The organism is Streptomyces sp. YIM 121038 (assembly GCF_006088715.1).
Classification (GTDB): domain Bacteria; phylum Actinomycetota; class Actinomycetes; order Streptomycetales; family Streptomycetaceae; genus Streptomyces.
This window is the reverse complement of the sequence record NZ_CP030771.1, coordinates 9397463-9411735: the sequence shown is the minus strand read 5'-3', so window position 1 is coordinate 9411735 and position 14273 is coordinate 9397463. Positions and strand designations below refer to the sequence as shown.

15 protein-coding genes are annotated in these 14273 nt (G+C 73.7%); 8 read left to right on the top strand and 7 right to left on the bottom strand.

What is annotated here, in order from left to right:
* Positions 1 to 14: 14 nt before the first annotated feature.
* Both C9F11_RS39810 and C9F11_RS39805 read left to right on the top strand, forming a co-directional pair.
* A complete protein-coding gene (locus C9F11_RS39810) occupies positions 15 to 800 on the top strand; it encodes an SDR family oxidoreductase (RefSeq protein WP_346347432.1) in 786 nt (261 codons plus the stop codon).
* A 307-nt stretch (positions 801 to 1107) separates the two neighbouring features.
* Positions 1108 to 1989, top strand: a complete 882-nt coding sequence (locus C9F11_RS39805; protein ID WP_138965008.1) for a hypothetical protein — start codon at positions 1108 to 1110, stop codon at positions 1987 to 1989.
* A gap of 36 nt (positions 1990 to 2025) precedes the next feature.
* Here the strand turns inward: C9F11_RS39805 and C9F11_RS39800 are convergent, their stop codons facing one another.
* The 5 genes from C9F11_RS39800 to C9F11_RS39780 all read right to left on the bottom strand — a co-directional run bounded on the left by C9F11_RS39800 (position 2026) and on the right by C9F11_RS39780 (position 6806).
* Positions 2026 to 2907, bottom strand: a complete 882-nt coding sequence (locus C9F11_RS39800) for a phosphotransferase (protein ID WP_138965006.1) — start codon at positions 2905 to 2907, stop codon at positions 2026 to 2028.
* A 67-nt stretch (positions 2908 to 2974) separates the two neighbouring features.
* Positions 2975 to 3847: a hypothetical protein gene (locus C9F11_RS39795; protein WP_249402075.1), complete on the bottom strand. Its 873-nt coding sequence runs from the start codon at positions 3845 to 3847 to the stop codon at positions 2975 to 2977.
* 181 nt (positions 3848 to 4028) lie between these two features.
* The gene (locus C9F11_RS39790; protein ID WP_138965004.1) at positions 4029 to 4499 is read right to left on the bottom strand and encodes a hypothetical protein; all 471 of its coding nucleotides are present in this window, start codon (positions 4497 to 4499) and stop codon (positions 4029 to 4031) included.
* A gap of 234 nt (positions 4500 to 4733) precedes the next feature.
* Positions 4734 to 5264 carry a hypothetical protein gene (locus tag C9F11_RS39785; RefSeq protein WP_138965002.1) on the bottom strand — a complete coding sequence of 177 codons (531 nt, stop codon included), beginning with the start codon at positions 5262 to 5264 and terminating at the stop codon, positions 4734 to 4736.
* A 309-nt stretch (positions 5265 to 5573) separates the two neighbouring features.
* Positions 5574 to 6806: an MFS transporter gene (locus C9F11_RS39780; protein WP_138965000.1), complete on the bottom strand. Its 1233-nt coding sequence runs from the start codon at positions 6804 to 6806 to the stop codon at positions 5574 to 5576.
* Between the two features lie 150 nt (positions 6807 to 6956).
* On the opposite strand from C9F11_RS39780, the gene C9F11_RS39775 reads away from it, so the two are divergent.
* The 6 genes from C9F11_RS39775 (at position 6957) to C9F11_RS39750 (ending at position 11225) form a co-directional block, all read left to right on the top strand.
* Positions 6957 to 8042, top strand: coding sequence for a helix-turn-helix domain-containing protein (locus tag C9F11_RS39775; RefSeq protein WP_138964998.1), 1086 nt, complete (start codon positions 6957 to 6959; stop codon positions 8040 to 8042).
* Between the two features lie 82 nt (positions 8043 to 8124).
* Complete coding sequence (locus C9F11_RS39770) at positions 8125 to 8319, top strand: hypothetical protein (protein WP_138964996.1); 195 nt, start codon at positions 8125 to 8127, stop codon at positions 8317 to 8319.
* Between the two features lie 304 nt (positions 8320 to 8623).
* Positions 8624 to 8983: a DUF6479 family protein gene (locus tag C9F11_RS39765; protein ID WP_138964994.1), complete on the top strand. Its 360-nt coding sequence runs from the start codon at positions 8624 to 8626 to the stop codon at positions 8981 to 8983.
* A 353-nt stretch (positions 8984 to 9336) separates the two neighbouring features.
* Positions 9337 to 9663, top strand: coding sequence for a plasmid stabilization protein (locus tag C9F11_RS39760; protein WP_138964992.1), 327 nt, complete (start codon positions 9337 to 9339; stop codon positions 9661 to 9663).
* A 77-nt stretch (positions 9664 to 9740) separates the two neighbouring features.
* On the top strand, positions 9741 to 10154 hold the full coding sequence (locus C9F11_RS39755) for an SRPBCC family protein (RefSeq protein WP_138964990.1): 414 nt from the start codon (positions 9741 to 9743) through the stop codon (positions 10152 to 10154).
* A gap of 42 nt (positions 10155 to 10196) precedes the next feature.
* Positions 10197 to 11225, top strand: coding sequence for a DNA topoisomerase IB (locus tag C9F11_RS39750; RefSeq protein ID WP_138964988.1), 1029 nt, complete (start codon positions 10197 to 10199; stop codon positions 11223 to 11225).
* 4 nt (positions 11226 to 11229) lie between these two features.
* Here the strand turns inward: C9F11_RS39750 and C9F11_RS39745 are convergent, their stop codons facing one another.
* Both C9F11_RS39745 and C9F11_RS39740 read right to left on the bottom strand, forming a co-directional pair.
* Positions 11230 to 11778 carry a 2'-5' RNA ligase family protein gene (locus C9F11_RS39745; RefSeq protein WP_138964986.1) on the bottom strand — a complete coding sequence of 183 codons (549 nt, stop codon included), beginning with the start codon at positions 11776 to 11778 and terminating at the stop codon, positions 11230 to 11232.
* 59 nt (positions 11779 to 11837) lie between these two features.
* Positions 11838 to 14180, bottom strand: coding sequence for an FGLLP motif-containing membrane protein (locus C9F11_RS39740; RefSeq protein WP_138964984.1), 2343 nt, complete (start codon positions 14178 to 14180; stop codon positions 11838 to 11840).
* Positions 14181 to 14273: the final 93 nt, after the last annotated feature.

The following is a 14273-nucleotide window of genomic DNA, read 5'->3' as shown; positions in this document are numbered from 1 at the left end:
GCGAGGAGCCCCACATGACAGCGCACGCACAGCCGTCGGCCGACCCGGGCCCGGGGCCCGCCCGGCTGCGCGACCGGGTCGCCCTGGTGACCGGTGGCGCCTCGGGGATCGGTGCCGCGTGCGCGGCGCGGCTCGCCTCGGAGGGCGCCCTCGTGGTGGTCGCGGACCTCGACGAGGAGGGCGCGCGGCGGGTGGCCGGGCAGATCACGGCGGCCGGTGGCACCGCCCTGCCCCGCCGCGTCGACGTCACCGACCCCGACAGCGTCGGCCTCGTCGTCACGGAGGCCGCCGGTTTGCGCGCGGGCCTGCGCGTCGCGGTCAACAGCGCGGGGGTCATGGGCCCGCTCGACCCGCTGGCCGACCTCTCGCCCGACGACTTCGACACCGTGATGAAGGTGAACCTCTACGGCGTCTTCCACGCGCTGCGCTGTCAGCTCCCCGCGATGGCGCCGGGCGGCGTCATCGTCAACCTCGCCTCCATCGCGGCGCATTCGGGCTTCCGCGGCCACGCCGCGTACGCCGCCGCCAAGCAGGGCGTCCTCGCCCTCACCCGGACCGCGGCCCGCGAGTACGCCGACCGGGGGCTGCGCGTCCTGTCCGTGTCACCGGGCGTCGTCGACACGCCCCTGCTGGCACAGCTGCCGCCCCACGCCGTCGACGGCCTCGTCGGCTCCCTCCCCCTGCGCCGCACCGCCCACCCGGCCGAGGTCGCCGCCCTGGTCTCGTTCCTGGTGTCCGACGACGCCTCGTACGTCACGGGCAGCGACCATGTGGTCGACGGCGGCTATCTGGCCAAATAGCCGGACCTGGCCGACGCGCGACCGGCGCTGACCAGGGCCGCCTCGCCGCCCGTTCCGCTGAGCGGGACGGGGGCTGGTCCTCCGCCGGTGCCCCTCGGCATAGTCGGTGTGCCCGCGACCACGGAGAGGCGGGTTGACGGAGTTCACGAGCCGAGGGGGAACGTTGAAGGACTCAGAGACACACGCATTACCCAGCCGCCGCCAAGTGCTGCGCGTGGGCGCGGCAGCCGCGGTGGCGGCCGGAGTACCGACGATCGCCGCGCCGGGCACCCACGCGTCCGAGCGATCCGCACGCGGGAGGAACGGCGTGCCCGACGGCACGACGTTCATGGCGTGGAAGGGCGTCACGGGCGACGAGCAGGTCTGGTGGAACCGCTGGGACAACGGCAGTTGGTCCGTACCGCAGCGCGTGCCCGGCGCCCTGTCGAGCGCGGGGGTCGCCCTGGCCGGGCCGCCCGGCGGACCGCTGTACCTGACCTGGAGGGGCTCGGGCGAGGAAGGAATCTGGGTGGCCCGGTTCGACGGCTCCTCCTGGACCTGGCCGGAGCGGGTGCCCGACGCCAACGGCTCGGTGGGCCCGGCGCTCGCCCCGTACGCGGGCGTGTTCCAGGCCTGGAAGGGCGTCACGGGCGACCAGCGGATCTGGTGGAACCGATGGAACGGAGGGTGGTCGGGCAACCAGGTCGTTCCCGGCGCCAACTCCAGCTTCGGTCCCGCCCTGGCCTTCGACCGCTACGGCACCGGCGTACCGCACATGGTGTGGAAGGGCTCCGAGGGCGACGAGCGGATCTGGTGGAACAGGTACCTGGGCGGCGGCTCGGGCAGCAACAACTGGACCGGCCCGGAAGCGGTACCGGCCGCCACGACCCGCGCCGGGGTGGCCCTGGCCAGTCCTCCCGAGGGGGGCCTGTACCTGGCGTGGAAGTCCACCGACGCCGAGGAGAACATCCTGTACAGCCGCCTTTCCGGCAACACGTGGCTGAGCCCGCGCGGGGTGCCGGGAGCACGCAGCAGCGTCGGCCCCGCCCTCGCCGTGAACTCCGGATACCTCTACGCGACCTGGAAGGGCGTCACGGGCGACGAGCAGGTCTGGTGGAGCAGGCTCGTCGGCAATACGTGGTCGGTGCCGCAGCAGGTGGGTGGCGCCCGTTCCTCCTTCCGTCCGGCACTGGCCACGATCGGCAGCTGACGGACGTGCGCTTCCGGCGGCGGTCGGCCGACGGTGTCAACCGCCGGGGCGCGAGGCGATGTCGGCGAGAAGCCGTGCCGCGTCCGCGTACCGGCGGATCTCGGCGATCGTGGCGCGGGACTGCTCCGTCGGCCTTGCGCGGAGGCGTTCGTTGGTCGTGACGAGACGGAAGACGAGGGCGCGGGCGACGTACGGGACGACGTCGGGTCCGTTCGCGGAGACGACCTCGTGGAGCAGGCCGGGGCCCGCGCCGTGCCAGATCAGGGCATCAGCCACCACGACGGCCTCGCCGAAGGCCGGTGGGCGCCAGTAGGGCGAGAAGTCGATGACGGCCGGGGCCAGACCCGGCGCGACCAGGACGTTGCCGGTGAGGTCGCCGTGCACGAGCTGGGGGCTGGCCTGCGGCTTCGGCCCGAACAACGAGGTCAGTGCGGTGTACGGCGCGCGCACCGCGGGGAGCGGGTCGGCGTCCTGCTCCTGCCAGGCGACCCGGTCGCCGGTCGCCCACCAGTCGCGGCGGCGGTCGAGGAAGCCGGGCCGGGGCACGTGGGCCAGCGCGCGGTGGAAGGCGCGCCCCGCGGCGATGATCTCGCCCCAGCGGGGTGCGGCGGCGTGGTCGGGTTCGGCCCCGGCGACGACGTGGGACGCGGTCCAGCCGTCGTGGCTCCAGGACCCCGTCGTGGCCCGAAGGGGCCGCGCGACACGGAAGCCGTCCGCCACCACCGAGGCCATGATGTCGCCCAGCCACTCGGCGAACTCGGGGTCCGGGCCGGTCGGCTTGAGCACCACGTCGCCCACGCGCACGCTCCGGCCCTCCCCGCCGGGCAGGCGAACGGCCGGGCCGACCAGTCGGAAGGCGGCGCGTACGTCTCGTCCGGGGATGGTCATGGCCGTGCTTCGCTGTCGGGGAGGCAGCACGATCTCACGGTAACGACCTTGCCGCTCCCTCGACCAACGGTTTCTGTCCGTCCTGACCTCCGGTCGGTCAGCCCCGCGTGGCCGCTCCTTCGGCGCGGGCGCCGGGCCGCAGTTCGACGCGGACCGTGTCGTCGTCCTCGATGACGAAGGTGGCGTCCCTGTCCTCCCGCCAGCCCAGGGGAAGGACGTAGTAGCGGTGGTCGCGCTCCACCAGGAGTCGCAGGCCGCTGTAGCGGTAGCGGTAGCGCAGGCCCTTGCCGAGGTCCTCGGCGACGACGTCGGGGCCGGTCAGGCTGAGGCGTTCGGTGCTGAGGACGACGATGGCCACGCGGTTCACGAGGCGGTGCGAGGTGCGCCGCGCGTCGTGGCGGCCCAGGTCACTGGCCGCCAGGGCCACGACCCACATCAGGAACACCCCGGCGACCACGAGGGACACGGCTCGCTCCCACGTGCGTCGCCGCCGGGGCGAGCGGGCGGTCGCCGCCGAGGTCTGTCCGAGCAGCAGCCCCACGGCGACGCAGAGCGGCGCGATCCAGTTCAGGCCGCGGAGCAGGTGCCACAGGGGCACCAGGACGACCCCGGCGACGATGAGGAAGGGGTGCAGCCGCGCGAGGGTGTGGCCGTACGCCCGCACGGCCCGCACCTGGCGTTCGGGGACCCCGAGCAGGGCCATCAGCTCCGGCGCGTACGGGATGAGGACGAGCACCGCGAGGGCGGCGAACACCGGCAGCGTGACGAGCCGCAGGCTCCGCAGGGCGAACTCCAGCGAGTCGAACCCGACGGCGAACGTGCCGAGGTGGAAGTAGCTGTAGAACGCCTCGACGTAGAGGTAGCCCGCGTAGAGCATCAGCGCCACGACGAAGGAGCCCGCGCCGAGCAGGGAGTTGGCGTACTCCAGGTGACCGCCGGTGTCGGCGTCCGAGGGCGCGTCGGGGGGCACGTTCGGTGGCGTGTCCGACGGTGCGTCCGGCGGTTGACGCGCCCGTGGCGGGCGCGGGGCCGGGCGGACGGGGCCGCGCCCGCGGGGCCGGGGCAGGGGACGGCGGCGCGGGCCCGCTCCCCGCGGTGGTGTCGTACGGCCTGGTCTGCGCCGTGGTGGGTCCGGTGCGGTCATCGGCGGCTCAGGACCCGTCGCCCGTCGTGGGCGGGACGTCCTCGGAGGCTTCGGGCGTGGTGGACGGCGGACAGGTGGCGGCCGCGCTGCCGGGGTCGCCGCACGGGGGCGGCGGAGGGTCGGTGGTGGCGCCGCCGGAAAGGCCCCCGGACGCGGTCGGTTCCCCACCGCCGTTGCCGCCGGTGTCTCCGCCGGGGTACACGCCGATGCCGCCGACGGAGCCGCCCGTGCCTCCGGGCTCGACGGGTGGTGCGGAGACCGGCGGGATGTCGTCCCCGCCTTCGTCCCCGCCTTCGCCCGCGCCGCCGCCGCGGTCTCCGCCGCCGTGGCCGCTGGGCGCGTTCGCGCCGGGCTCTCCGGACGGCGCGGAGGCGGACCGGTCGGAGCCGCCGCCCGGGTCCGACGGGGTCCCTCCCCCGCCCCCGCAGCCCGACGCTCCGCACAGCACGAGGGCCACCGCGAGGCCCGTCGCGCTCACACCTCTGACGCGTCGCCTTGTCCGCATCGCATCCCCCTGGACAGCCCGTACGTACGCTGCGCTGCCTGCCGAAAGGATCCCACCGGGCCGCGCGGTCCGCAGCACTGTGCGTGCTCGGCGTAGGGAATCTGAGCCCGTTGGCGGACGGGCCGGGCTCTCGACGCCGTACGTCTTCCCTGCGGGGCCGTACCGGTCCGAACGTGCCGGTCCGCACATCCCGGTCGAGCGGAGCGGTCAGGCAGCGCGGCAGAGCACCGCGGGTCGGGCCGGGACCGCGGCGCGGGCCACGGTGGCGTGCACGGGAGCGGCGGGGCTGGCGGCGGGGGCCGCGGCCCGCGAGCGGCTCCGGGCGAAGACGACGACGCGCAGGACCACGAACCGCGCCACACCGGCGAGCGCGGAGGCCGACAGATAGACGACCTGCTCAAGGACCGCGCCGGGCGCCGCCACCAGCTGCTGCAGGACGAACATCGCCACACAGGTGACGACGTACGCGGCCGCCGCGGACCCGGCCGACTGCATGTGCTGGCTCCAGGTCGCCCGGCCGCCCCTGCCGAAGGTGAAGCGGGCGTGCAGCTCGGTGGCGAGGAGCGTGGAGACCACGGTGATCAGCGCGTTGGCCAGGGCCCAGGGCAGCCAGGCGGCGAGGCCCGCCACGGCGAAGCTGGAGGCGAGACCCACGCCGCCGCCGCAGAGCACGAAGCGGGCGAAGGCGGTGACGGCGCCCGGTGCTGCCACCTGCTGCTGGCTCTGCGCTGTCTCCATGGTCCGACCCCTTCGATGGTTCTCCGCGAAACGCGCGCCCCTCGGCCGGTGAGACCGAGGGGCGCCCCCTCATGCCGCCATCATGGCACACCCGTGGCGCCATGGCGAGCCATTTATGGCGCCATGGCCATCATCCGTGGCGCCACCTCGCGACAGAATCACAAGTGCGCAGGTCAGGGCACTCCGCCTGGGACACCCCACCTCGGGAGTGCGGCATATGCCACAGCTCTCGCGGGGGCGCATGGGCCCGCCGTGGCACCGCACTGGCACCAGTCCGCAGGCCGGCGGCATCGCTTGTGGCCCCTCGGTTCATGAGCTGGCTCCCGCGCGGCCCCTCGGGCGCGTTCCGCCGTCCTTCTCCGTGGCGACGGCCGCGGCCGAGACGAGCGTCGCGGCGGTGAGACCGCCCCACAGAGCCGTCGGGCCGTGGGGCGCCAGCGCGGTGATGGCCATGGGCGAGACGGCGAGGCCGAAGCCCGTGGACAGTTCGAAGCGGGCCAGCGCACGGCCGAGGGCGCGGGCCGGGGCGAGATGGGTGACGAGGGCGGTGGCGCTGCCCGCGTAGATGATCTCGCCGAGGGTGCAGACCACCGAGACCGCGGCGACGGCCGGGGCTCCCCAGCCGCGCCCCAGGGAGGTGGCCGCGAGGAAGCCGACGTAGGAGACGGCGAGGACGGCACCGGCACCGGCCAGCACGGCCCGCCGGGAGTAGCGGGACAGCAGGACGGTGAGCGGCACCTGAAGGGTGACCACCAGCACCGTGTTGGCCACGAAGATGGCCGCCGACCAGACCGGGGAGGCGTGCAACTGCGTCACCAGGACCAGAGGGAGCGCGATTTCGGGGACGTTGAGGCAGAAGACGTAGATCACGTTGGCGGCGAGGAGCGCGCGCATCCGGGGTGCGGGACCGTCGTGCTCGTGCGCGTCGTCGGCGGTCGCCGGGCGCGCCTGGAGGCGCACCGACCACGCCAAGGCCGCCGCGGCGAGGTAGGCGAGGCCGGTGACGGCCGCGAGCGCCTGGAGCGCGGCGGTGCCGCCCGCGAGGCAGGCGGTGGCGATGAGCGCGCCCACGCCCAGGGCGGCGTTGCGCAGGGCACGGCCCGCGGCGAGGGCCGCGTCGCGGTCCCGGCCCCGGGCGACCGTGGCCACGAGCGCCGCGTGCGCGGCGGGCCAGGCCTGGTTGCCCGCGCCGAGGAAGAGCGCGGCCGTCGCGAACAGCCACCCGTGCCCCGCCGGGGTGGCCAGGAGCAGCGCCACGCCAAGGACCCGTACCAGCATCGAGGCCGCCACGACCGTGCTGCGTGCGCCCCGGTCCAGCCAGCGGCCCACTCCCGGCATGCACACCAGGCCCACGACGACTCCGGCCGTCATGGCCATGCCGGTGGCCGGTGCGGAAAGCTTCAGGACCGTCACGCCGTAGAGCAGGAGGAAGGGCCGCAGCAGGCCGGTGCCGAGCGCGTCCACGGCCAGGGCGACGGCGTAGCGCGGACCGCCCAAGGCGCGGACGAGGGCGCGAGGATCGATCTTGGTGGTGGTTGCCATGGCGCCAACGGTGGGTACGGCGACCCCGCTGACCTCGTCGGTTGACGGACACCGTCAACCGACGCCGTCGCCCGTCGGCCGGTCGGTGATGATGAGCGGATGGCCCGGCCGGTGATGATGGCGGATGACCCGGCCGGTGATGATGAGCGGATGACGCTGAGGATCGACATCAGCGGTCTGCCGCCCGAGCGACTGCGGTTCGCCGCCTCCCCGCTGGCCGAACTGACCGCGATGCTGCACGTGCTGGCCGAGCCGGGGCACCATCCGCAGTTCGCCGCCTGGGCCGGGGACGTCCGGGCCGGGCTGCGTCCGGAGCTGGCCGAGCGGTTGCGGGAGGCGGAGTTCCTCTGGCGTTCCTCCCAGGCCGACTTCCTGCTCCCCGCCCGGCCCCGGCCGACCCTCGCCGAGGAGCTGGACGACGTGGACCGGATCGACGACGAGGCCTATGTGACCGCCGCGCTCGTCACCACGTGCGGCAGCGACCGGCTGCGCTCCGCCGCGCCGTCGCCCCTCACCGACGCGAGGGCGCGCGAGCGGGCCCTCGACCTGGCCCAGGCCCGCGGCGCACGGCAGGAGGCCTTCGCGGAGCGGCTGCTCGCCGACCCGGACGCCGTGCGGGCCCGGGTGCGCCACACCCTCGAACTGTGCGCCGAGGCGTTCTTCGACGCCGCCTGGACCGGTGTCGCCGTGCGGCTCGCCACCGACCTGCGCCTCAAGCACGACCTGCTGCGGCGCCAGGGCGTCGGAGCGGCCCTCGCGTCGGCCTCGGGCGCGGTCGCCCTGGCGCCGGACGGCGGCTGCATCGTCGTGGACAAGCTCCAGGACAAGGCGACCTCCGCCCACGGCACGGGCGTCACCTTCATCCCCAGCGTCTTCGGCAGCCCGCACCTGGTCGTGGTGCACGCGCCCGGGTGGCAGCCGGTGGTGCAGTACCCCGTGGCCGGGCCGAGCCCGGCGGAGCCCGTATCGCTGGAAACGGTCACCCTGCGCCTCGACGCCCTCGCCCATCCGCTGCGCCTGCGGCTGCTGCGCACCCTGGCCCGCGGGCCCCACACCACCGGCGAGCTGGCCCACGCCTGGGAGCTCTCCCGCCCAGAGGTCTCCCGCCACCTCGCCGTCCTGCGCCGCGCGGGCCTGCTCACCTCCCGGCGGCACGGTCGCTACGTCCGCCACGCCCTCAACGTGCCGGACCTGTCGGCGCTGGGCACGGACTTGCTGGCGGCCGTGCTGCGCTGAGCCGGTGCGGCCCGCCGTGGCCGCAAGACGCTCCCCCGTGCCCGGGTCGCGGAGTGCGGACGGCCGACGTAGACCTGGAGTCATGAGCGAGGAGAAGAGGACATGGCATCCCGGTGAGATCGTGCCTTCCAGCGGGATCTACGAATGCGACTGCGGCGGCGGGCACCACTGGAGCACCGATGTGAAGGGCCATCGTTTCCCGCCGTTCCCCGCGGGCTGCCCGGGCGAGTACTGGCGGCTCCAGACGCAGGCCCACCCCGAGGAATCACTCGGCTGACCCAAGGGGGCACCGGGCCGGGCCCGACCGAAGAGGAGAGCGGCCGAGCGGCGCTCTCTGGGCTACTCCAGCACGCCGAGGTCCCTCACCCGACGACCGCAACTCCATCCCGTCCGGCGCATGCGGGCCGCCCCGGAACTCAGCGGGCCCGGGCACCCGGCCTCTGGAAAGTGAATACCTATTCCGAAGCCGCATAGTACGGAAATCCGAAGCCGCGTAGTACGAAACAGCGGATCTCCGCCCGAATATATGGGAGGCATAAATGACTGGCTATTTTTCGGACGGGGGCGGGTACAACACTCATATGAAGACCATGGAGTGGGAACTCGCTGCTTCCTCCGGCACGGCGCTGCTGATGTGGATTGCCGGTCTTGCCGTGGTCGGCGTTCTCATCGCCGCCTTCATCTGGGGCCGCCGCGTCCAGACGCGGGAGGCCAGGCGGCCGCGTCCGGACGAACAGCCGCACCTCCCCGAGGACGGGCCCGTCAGGGAGGTCCGGGAGTACCGGGACCCGGACGAGGTACCGCACGACGGCGGTTGGCTCACCCCGCACGAGCTGAAAGAGGGCTACGGCCAGTCGAGCACGCACCCCAGCCCCTCACAGGACCCCAAGGACCACAGGAAGGGGCGCGGCAGCAGCTTCGGAGGCGGTGGCCTCGGATAGCGGGCCGCGCCACGTGTCACCGGTGTCCCCCGGGGCCGCCTCTCGACGTCTCGAGAGGCGGCCTTGTCCGTTTGCCCGGAGAGTGGAAGGGCAGACGGTCAGCGTGCTTCGGACAGGAGGCGCGTCAGCGAAGCGGCACCGCTGCCCAGGGATGCGTCCGCCGGCAGCCGCCCGCACCTCGCGCCGCACCGCCGCGCGCCGCGTCCGCGCGGTCGACGGGGCCTGGTCAAGGCCGTCGACCGCAAGGCCGTCGACCGCCACGAGCCCGAGCGCGGCACCGCACGCGGACCCGAGCGAGTGACCGGACACGGGAGTCACCGCGCAGGAGACAGAAACCCGAGAGAGGTCGTCCCATGCCTGCTGGATCCAGCAAGAAGCGTGAGCGCCAGTACGAGCACATCAAGGAGAGCGCGGAGCAGCGCGGGGAGTCCACGAAGCGCGCGAAGGAAATCGCCGCCCGGACGGTCAACAAGGAGCGGGCGCGCTCCGGCGAGTCCAAGACCGCGAGCAAGACCTCGACGCAGGACAAGAAGTCCGCGTACCAGCGCGGCGGCGAGCGCTCGCACAGCGGCTCCCAGGGCCCCACCCGTGACCAGCTGTACGAGGAGGCCAAGAAGAAGAACATCGAGGGCCGCTCGTCGATGAACAAGAAGGAACTCAAGCGGGCCCTCGGCCACTGAGGCTCCCCAGGGGGTCATGTTCGCGTACGGCGGGTACCCGTCCCGCCGTACGGCCGCCACCCGAGGACGGGACCGCCATGACCGAGTACGAGCGTTCGCGCACGATGCCCGCGCCGCCCGAGTACGTCTTCGACCAGGCCGCCAACGTCGACGGGCTCGACAGCTGGCTGCCGGGTGCCCTCCACGTGCGGGCCGGGCACCTCCCCGACGTGACCGTGCACGAGGACCGCACGGACGAGGACACCGCCGCCGAGCTGCGCGTCCGACGCGAGCAGATGCGGCTCGAATGGGGCACCCGCGACCAGGACAGCTACACCGGCTGGCTCCAGGTCACCGGAGGCGAGGGCGGCTCCGGCGAGGCGACGGTGCACCTCACCTTCCTCGACGAGAGCCACGACCCGGGCCAGGAGGCCGTCGACGCCGCGCTGGACGACAGCCTGCGGCGCCTGGCGGAGCAGGTGCGCCTGCGCGTCGACAACGCGGCGGGCTGAAGCGCGCCGACGGCCGCCCGCCGCGAGGTCCTGGAGGTACGTGTGCGCCTCTCCCACAGCCGCCCCACCGAGCCGGGCTACGCCCGCAAACGGCACGGGCGCGGCTTCCGGTACCTCGATCCGCACGGCCGTCCCGTACGCGACCGCGCCGAGCTGGAGCGCGTCAAGGCACTGGTGATCCCTCCGGCGTGGCAGGACGTCTGGATCTGCGCCAAGGCGAACGGCCACCTCCAGGCCGTCGGCACCGACGCCGCCGGGCGCCGCCAGTATCTGTACCACCCGCGGTTCCGCGCCGAACAGGAGCGGGCCAAGCACGAGCACGTCCTCGACGTCGCGGCCCGCCTGCCGAAGGTGCGGCAGGCCGTGGAGGCACACCTGGATGACCGCGGGCTCACCCGGCAGAGAGTCCTCGCCACCGCCGTACGCCTTCTCGACCTGGGGTTCTTCCGGATCGGCAGCGACCGCTACGCCGATCTGAACGACACCTACGGCCTCACCACGCTGCTGCGCGAGCACACCCGCCGCGAGCGCGGCGAGGTGGTGTTCACCTACCCCTCCAAGCAGGGCAAGGAGCAGGTGCAAGCGGTCGCGGACCCGCCCGCGTGCCGCAGTCTCAGCGCGCTGGCACACCGCCGCAGCGGCGGCGACCGGCTGTTCGCCTACTGGGAGCGCCCCGACTGGCACGAGCTCAGCAGCGACGAAGTCAACGCCTACCTGAAGGAGTTGGCCGGTCTGGAGATCACCGCCAAGGACTTCAGGACCTGGCACGCGACCGTCATGGCGGCCGTGGCCCTCGCCGTGTCCCAGGGCGCCGCGCACAGCGAGCGGGCCCGCAAGCGCGCCATCAGCCGGTCGGTCCAGGAGGTCGCCGCCTACCTCGGCAACACTCCGGCCGTCTGCCGTGCCTCGTACATCAACCCCCGGGTCATCGAGCTGTACGAGGAGGGCGTCACCGTGGCCGCCGTCCTGCCGCGCCTCGGCGCCACCGGCACGTACGGGATCCCGGCGACGCGGGGGCCCGTCGAGCGAGCCGTCCTGCGCATGCTGCGCACGGGGCGCGCGCCCAAGTGAGCCGTCACCCCAGCCGGTACCGGGCCCGGCCCTGCCACCGCACGCCGTCCCACGCGATGAGCTCGACCGCGCGTACGGGGCAGACCAGCGGCAGCGCGGGGGCGAGTTCGCGCTCCAGCTCGTCGTACGCGGCCTCTTGCGCGGCAGGCGCCTCGCTGGTGGCGATCGTCAGGTGCGGGTCGAGTCCGGTGCCGAAGATCCCCCGGTAGGGGACCGCTTCGGGCCACCGCTGGGTGAGGTCCTTGGTGAGTGCCTGGACCGGGTCGCGCGGCCACGGCTCCAGATAGAGCACTCCCGGATAGCGGCCGAACTCGGCGAACGTCAGGGTGAAGGCGTCGTGCCCGGCGAAGAGCGCGGAGAGTTCCCGCTGGAGCGGCGCGTCGATGCGGCTCTCGTGCAGGAACGGGTAGAGCACGGTCACATGGGCGGGGAACCCGGCCCGGACCAGCGGATCGGCCTGGGGAACCTTGATGGTGAGCGCCGTGTCACCGGCCGTGTCGGGCCAACCGCCCGCCCCGTGCTCGCCTTCGGTGGGGCCCCCGTCTGTGGTCATGACACGCCATGGTCGCATGGGCGCCCGGCGGGCCGCGGGCCCGCCGGGCGCCATCGGCGTCAGGCCGTCCGGGGCCGCCGCTCGACACGCCCCACGTACCACCGCAAGGCCGTGGAGACGGCCCCGAAGGCCAGGAACAGGGCGGTGGCTATGCCGAGCGTCCACCAGCGCAGGTCCCCGTCGACGGCCAGCTCGCTGCCCACCCCCGGGTGCAGGCTGTGCAGCAGCACGTGGAAGAAGAAGGTCAGGCCGACCAAATAGAGGGCGTACCAGGCGGGCTTGCTCCATTCCTTCAGGCTGCGCCCGTCCATGCCGGACAGCGGGAGCAGACCGAACACCACGACCTCTATGCCGGCGACGACCGCGAGCCCCACGGCGTAGGCGAGCACGTACCGGATGCTTCCGGGCCCGGCGTGCTCCTTCTGCGCGGCTTCCAGCAAGGGGGCGCCGAGGACCCAGATGAGGACCACGGCGAACAGTACGCAGATCCCGCCGATCAGGATCGCCTGTCCCTTGGGCAGGCCGTCGTCGGGGTCGTCGGGCCTTCGGCGGGGCGACCTGAGGGCCATATAGACCGCGACCAGGCCGTAGACGTAGGGGACCGGGAACTCCAGGAAGCGGGACATCGCCGTCATCAGGCCCGCGAGCAGCAGGCCCGCGGGGACCACCCGCAGCTCGGAGCGGATGCCGTCCCTGCGCGGGTGCTGGAGGGAGTCCTTGGTCTTCTCGTAGGCCACCAGGATGACCAGCATGCCCACGGCCGCACCGGCGATCTTGATCGCGGTCGACGGACTCACCGTGGTGTCCGTGTCGGCCCAGACGGCCAGGGAGCCGCCGAGGAGCGCGAAGCCGCACGCCCTGAGCCACCCGGGCAGTCGCGGCGGCCGGGCCCGCCGCTGCTCCTGGCGGCGGAGCCACCAGCGGCCCAGCGCGTTGTCGGCCAGCTGGGAGGGGAAGGCCCTCTCCAGCAGGAGGACCACCACCAGGAACCAGGCGGCCATGCCGACCGATCCGGCCAGGTCCTTCAGGGCCCAGGAGACGTCGGCCGGGGTGCGCAGGGCGCCGACGAGCCCGAGGTCCGGATCCTTGCTGGTCGAGCCGTGCCCGTCCTCGCCCTTCGGGTCCTTCTTGTCGTGGTCGTGCGGGGAACCCGAGCCACCGGGGTGGTCATGGCCCTTGTCCTCGTCCGGCGTGCCCGAGCCGCCGCCCGGCGTGCGCGTGGGGCTGTTCGACGGCGTCGGCGTGATCGGCCCTGTCTTCCCTTCGGGGAAGCGGGTGGATCCCAGGGGCAGTTGGAAGAGCGTCAGCGGGTCCCGTGCGGGAAGGGTGATCTCTCCGGCCTTCTCCCGCTCCCGTCCCGGGCAGTCGAGGCTCACGTCCCGGCGGCCCGTCATGGCAGCGGGGATCCGGGCGTGGAGGTCGATCAGTTCCCAACGGCCCCGCTCGGCCGTGCCCTCGGTCGAGTCGGAGTCCAGCCAGGTGTCCAGTCGGCGGCCGCCGATGACGATGGCCCCTTTGACGCAGGCGGCCGGGTAGTCGGACATGTGGATCGTGACCTCCCGCGGGTCCTCCGAGGGTGTGGCGACCGGTCGGTTCACCCTGTAGGTCGCCGAGGCCCGGACGTCTTGCGGGGTGCGACAGGTCGCGGTCACCTCGTGGCCCCCTTCCGCGGCGGAGGCCGGGACGTGGAACGGGACGGCGAAGCCTCCGCTCCCGGAGGGCGTGCCGCCCGCGACGGACTGCCCGTCCCACAGGACGTCCACCCCGGCTCCCGCGTCACACAGGAAGCCCGTACCCCTGACGGTCAGGTGGTCGCCCGGTTCTCCGGCGTCGGACGACAGGGAGAGCCGCGGGTCGGGCCGGGCCGCCGCCACGACAGTGAACACGGCTTCGGCGGTGGGTCCGTCGGCCACGGCCGAGCAGAACGCCGTCATCTCGTACTGTCCCGGGGCGGCGTCCGTCGGCACGGAGACCTGCTGTGCGAATCCTCCGCTGTCGTCGACCGTCACGCTCACCGGCGTCCGTCCCTGCACGGTGAACGTCAGCGGGCCCGCGAGGCCTTCCCCGTCGGAGCAGTCGAAGTCGCTGCCCGTCGCCGTGAACGACCCGCCCTGCGGCACCTGTTCGCCCTGCGGGCCCAGGGTCGGGTCCACGGGATCGGGCGGTGGCTCCGGGTCGCCGGACTCGGTGTCCGTGGGCTGTGGATCGGGCTGCGGCCCCGAGGGGGACGCGGCCGTGCCGGAGGGCCCCGGAGTGGGATCCGTCCCGGTGGCGGCCACGGCCCGGTCCGTATCGCCGCCCACCAGGGCCACGCAGGGCATCGCCGCTGTGACGACGAGGAGCACCGCTCCCAGGAGCGCCCCCCATAGTCGCCAGTTCCGTACTCGTCCCGTCCGCTTCATGGCCGTGTCCCCCCACGCCCGCACGGCCCCCGGCCGCGCCCCCTCGGCTCCCACTCCTGAGACGAACGACCGGCCCTCAGCCGTTTCCGGCCA